Below are 3,898 nucleotides of genomic sequence, written 5' to 3'. Positions count from 1 at the left end.
CCCCCCGAGCGGGCCCAGTCCGACGAGGCCCCGGCGTCGCGGCCCGACCGGCCGGCCCCGGTGCGCGCGCCGATCGTGCTCGCCTCGGCCGCCATGCGGGTGCCGGCGGCCGTCCAGCCGACCGCCCAGAAGGTGCGGGATTTCCGGCCCGCGCCGATCCAGGTCGCAGAGCATGCGGGAGCCGGCGCCAAAGGCGCGGGCCTCAAGGGCCCGGACCTAAAGGTCGCGGGCCTCAACCCGGCCCCGGGCCACGGCACGACCCCGAAGGCCGCCGTCGCCGCCGGCCGGCCGGCGCGGCCCACAACGCCCGCCCCGACGAAACTCGCCGCGGCGGCACCCGCGGCGCTGCCGGCCTCAGCCAAGTCCACCCTGGCGCATCTGGCCTCCGGCGCCGCCAAGGGATCCACGATGATCGCTTCCAAGACCACGGTTCCGGCCTCGGCCAAGGCAGCGGTGCCAGCCAAGGTCGCGGCGACCGCGAAGGCTCCGGCCCCTGCGAAGGCAGGGGCGCCCACCCGGACGGCGTCGGGCGGGGGGCATGCGCGCCTCGCCGGGATCTATTGAGGGCGGCCCCGGCGCTTCCCGGACGGCGTGCCGTTCCGCAGTGCGGCATTTCGCATTCGATCCGGCGCTGAAACCGTAATATGGTCACGCTTGTTATCCGGATGCGGCGGGAGTTTCTCCGGCCGGGCGGCAGGCGCGGGACGGACCGGTGATGCGCAGGACCCTTCTCACCCTTCTGGCGGCCGCCTGCGCGCTGGGCGCCGGCCTCGCGGGCGCGACCGCCCAGGGCTTCCAGACGGCGGCCCCGCACGCGATCCTGATCGACGCCGATTCCGGCTCGGTGCTGTTCGAGAAGGCCGCCGACGAGCGGTTCTCCCCGGCCAGCATGGCCAAATTGATGACCACCGACATCGTGTTCGAGGCGCTGAAATCCGGCCGCTTGGCGATGGATACCGAGTTCACCGTCACCGAGGACGCCTGGAAGCGGGGCGGGGCCGGCGGCGGCGGCTCGTCGATGTTCGCCCAGGTCAACAGCCGCATCAAGATGTCGGACCTGCTGCGCGGGCTGATCGTCCAGTCGGGCAACGACGCCGCGATCACCATCGCGGAGAACATGGCCGGCACCGAGGACTCCTTCGCCGGGCTGATGAACCAGCGGGCCAAGGAGATCGGGCTGACGAATTCGACCTTCCGCAACGCCACCGGCTACTCGGCGCCCGACCAGAAGGTCACGGCCCGGGACATGGCCAAGCTCGCGATCCACCTGATCGACACCTACCCGGACCTGTACAAGATCTTCGCCGAGAAGGAGTTCACCTGGAACAAGATCCGCCAGCAGAACCGCAATCCGCTCCTGGCGCTCGACATCGGCGCCGACGGGCTGAAGACCGGCTACCTGGAGGAATCGGGCTACGCGCTGACCGGCTCGGCGGTGCAGAACGGCCAGCGCCTGGTGCTGGTGATCTCGGGGCTCAAGACCGCCCGGGACCGGGCCTCCGAGGCGCGCAAGCTGATGGAATGGGGGTTCCGCGCGTTCGAGACGCGGCAGATCTTCGGGGCCGGCGAGACGGTCGCCGACGCCTCGGTGTTCGGCGGCGAGGCGGGCTCCGTGCCGCTGGTCTCGAAGAAGCCGGTGCGGGTCCTGCTGCCCCGCGGCTCCAGCGACCGGGTCAGCGCCAAGGTGGTTTATACCGGGCCGCTGATGGCTCCCGTCGAGGAGGGCCGGCAGGTCGGCACCCTGCGGATCCAGCGCGGCGACACGGTCGCCCTCGACCAGCCGCTCTTCGCCGGCGCGACGGTGGAGGCCGGCACGCTGTCGCAGCGGGCGATGGATGCGGCGCTGGAATTCGGCACCGGCCTCGTGCGCAAGGCCTTCGACCGCGTCGGCAAGAAGGACGCGAAACCCGGCGAGCGTACGGCCGATCCGACGTGATTGGACGCCCGTGATCGTGCCAGGCTTCGAAGACGCTTCGCAGGGAACCTTCATCACCTTCGAGGGCGGGGAGGGCGCCGGCAAGTCGACCCAGGTCGCCCGCCTGGCCGCGACCCTGCGGTCGCGCTCGGGCCGGGAGGTCCGCGTGACCCGCGAGCCCGGCGGCTCGCCCCGGGCGGAAGAAATCCGCGCGGCCCTGCTCGGCGGCGTCGCCAAGCCCTACGGCCCCTTCGCGGAGGCGCTGCTGTTCAGCGCCGCCCGGATCGACCACCTCGACCGCCTGATCCGCCCGGCCCTGCGCCGGGGCGAGATCGTGCTATGCGACCGCTTCATCGACTCGACCCGGGCCTACCAGGGCGCGGCCGGAGGACTCGATCCGGCCGTCGTCACCGCCCTGGAACGGGTCGTGGTCGGCCCGACCCGGCCCGACCTGACCCTGATCCTCGACTTAGCCCCCGAAGCCGGGCTCGCCCGCGCGGCCGGGCGCGCCGCCAGCACGGGGCAGGGGGCCGACCGGTTCGAGGCGGAATCGCTCGCCTTCCACACGCGGCTGCGCGAGGCCTTCGTGGCGATCGCCCGGGCCGAGCCGCAGCGCTGCGCGGTGATCGATGCCGGCCGCGACCCCGATGCGGTGGAATCCGCGATCCGCGCCGCGGTGGCATCCCGCCTGCCGGGCCTGCTGCCGATCAAAGAAAGCCGCGGCGATGCCGCCTGAGCCCCGCGCCGTGAAACCGGCAGACCGCGCCGCCGACGACGTCGAGCCCGGCGACCTCCCCGGCATCCCGCGCCCGCGGGAGACCCGGGCGCTGGTCGGCCACGCGGCCGCGGCGGCCGCCTTCGCGGAGGGGATCGCGGCGGGGCGCCTGCACCATGCCTGGCTGATCGGCGGCGCCCCCGGCATCGGCAAGGCGACCCTCGCCTACCGGGTCGCCCGGCGCCTGCTCGCCTATCCCGAGGGCGGCGGGCCGGCTGGGCTCGATATGCCGGACGAGAACCCCGTCGCCGGCAAGGTCGCGGGCCTGTCGCATCCGAACCTGGTCGCCCTGCGCCGCCACCGCACCGCAGGCGCCAAGGCGCTGCCCACCAAGATCTCGGTCGACATGGTCCGCCGGGCCCTTGACCTGTTCGCCTCGACGGCCACCGATTCCGGCTGGCGGGTCTGCATCCTGGACAGCGCCGAGGACCTGAACGCCAACGCGGCCAACGCCCTGCTCAAGGTCCTGGAGGAGCCGCCGCCGCGCGCCCTGTTCCTGATCCTGGCTCACCAGCCCGGCCGGCTGCTGCCGACGATCCGCTCCCGCTGCCGGGTGCTGATGCTGCGCCCGCTGGCGCCCGAGGCGGTGGCGCAGGTGGTGCGCGGCCTGCCCGAGCCGTTCCCGCAGCCCGAGGAGGCCGCCCTGGCCCGGGCGGTCGCCCAGTGCGAGGGCTCGGTCGCCCGGGCGCTGGCGATGCTCGATCCGGTCACGGCCGGCCTCGTCGCCGAGGTCGAGACCCTGCTGGCCCGGGCGCACACCCCCGACTGGGGCCGGGTGCTCAAGCTCGCCGAGACCCTGGCCGGGCGCGACGCGGAGGCGCGGTTCGAGGCCGCCCAGGACGCGGTCCTGCGCTTCGTCTCGGCCGAGCTCGACCGCCGCCGGGACGAGCCGCCCGCCCGCCTCGCCGCCCTGGTCGACGTCGCCGAGCGGTTCGGCCGCGCCGCCCGGGAGGCCGCGATCTACAATCTCGACCGGCGCCCGGTGGTGCTGTCGCTGTTCGGGGACCTCGCCGAGGCCGCCTCGTAAACGTTGCGCGCACCGGGACGACCAGGGCTCCGCCCTGGACCCGCAAAAGGTCGTAGACCCAGCCCTTTCAAGGTGTTTGGCTCGGGCCTAACTCGTTGCGATGACGCAAGCATCGGACGGATCGGGTTGCCCGTGGCGGGCTGTCCTGGAGCGGTTTGAGCAGAAGGCGCCAGCCAGCGTG

Annotated in this window: 3 protein-coding genes and 1 pseudogene; all 4 read left to right on the top strand. The window is 73.7% G+C overall.

Translation table 11 applies throughout. The features are described 5' to 3' along the window. Window positions 1–564, top strand: a pseudogene (locus FV233_RS30730) (septal ring lytic transglycosylase RlpA family protein); the annotation flags it as partial. Between the two features lie 151 nt (window positions 565–715). Further along, the gene (locus tag FV233_RS28520) at window positions 716–1,936 is read left to right on the top strand and encodes a D-alanyl-D-alanine carboxypeptidase family protein (RefSeq protein WP_147899535.1); all 1,221 of its coding nucleotides are present in this window, start codon (window positions 716–718) and stop codon (window positions 1,934–1,936) included. Between the two features lie 10 nt (window positions 1,937–1,946). Next, on the top strand, window positions 1,947–2,651 hold the full coding sequence (gene tmk / locus FV233_RS28515; RefSeq protein WP_147899534.1) for a dTMP kinase: 705 nt from the start codon (window positions 1,947–1,949) through the stop codon (window positions 2,649–2,651). Between the two features lie 10 nt (window positions 2,652–2,661). Continuing rightward, window positions 2,662–3,717, top strand: a complete 1,056-nt coding sequence (locus tag FV233_RS28510; protein WP_147899533.1) for a DNA polymerase III subunit delta' — start codon at window positions 2,662–2,664, stop codon at window positions 3,715–3,717. Window positions 3,718–3,898: the final 181 nt, after the last annotated feature.

The sequence above is a fragment of the Methylobacterium sp. WL7 genome (assembly GCF_008040085.1).
Classification (GTDB): Bacteria; Pseudomonadota; Alphaproteobacteria; order Rhizobiales; family Beijerinckiaceae; genus Methylobacterium; species Methylobacterium mesophilicum.
The sequence above is the reverse complement of the archived record's forward strand: the minus strand, read 5'-3'. Positions and strand labels throughout refer to the sequence as shown.

Coding starts and splice junctions, on each gene's coding strand:
- FV233_RS28520 (WP_147899535.1), top strand. CDS start 716: ATGCGCAGGACCCTTCTCACCCTTCTGGCGGCCGCCTGCGCGCTGGGC.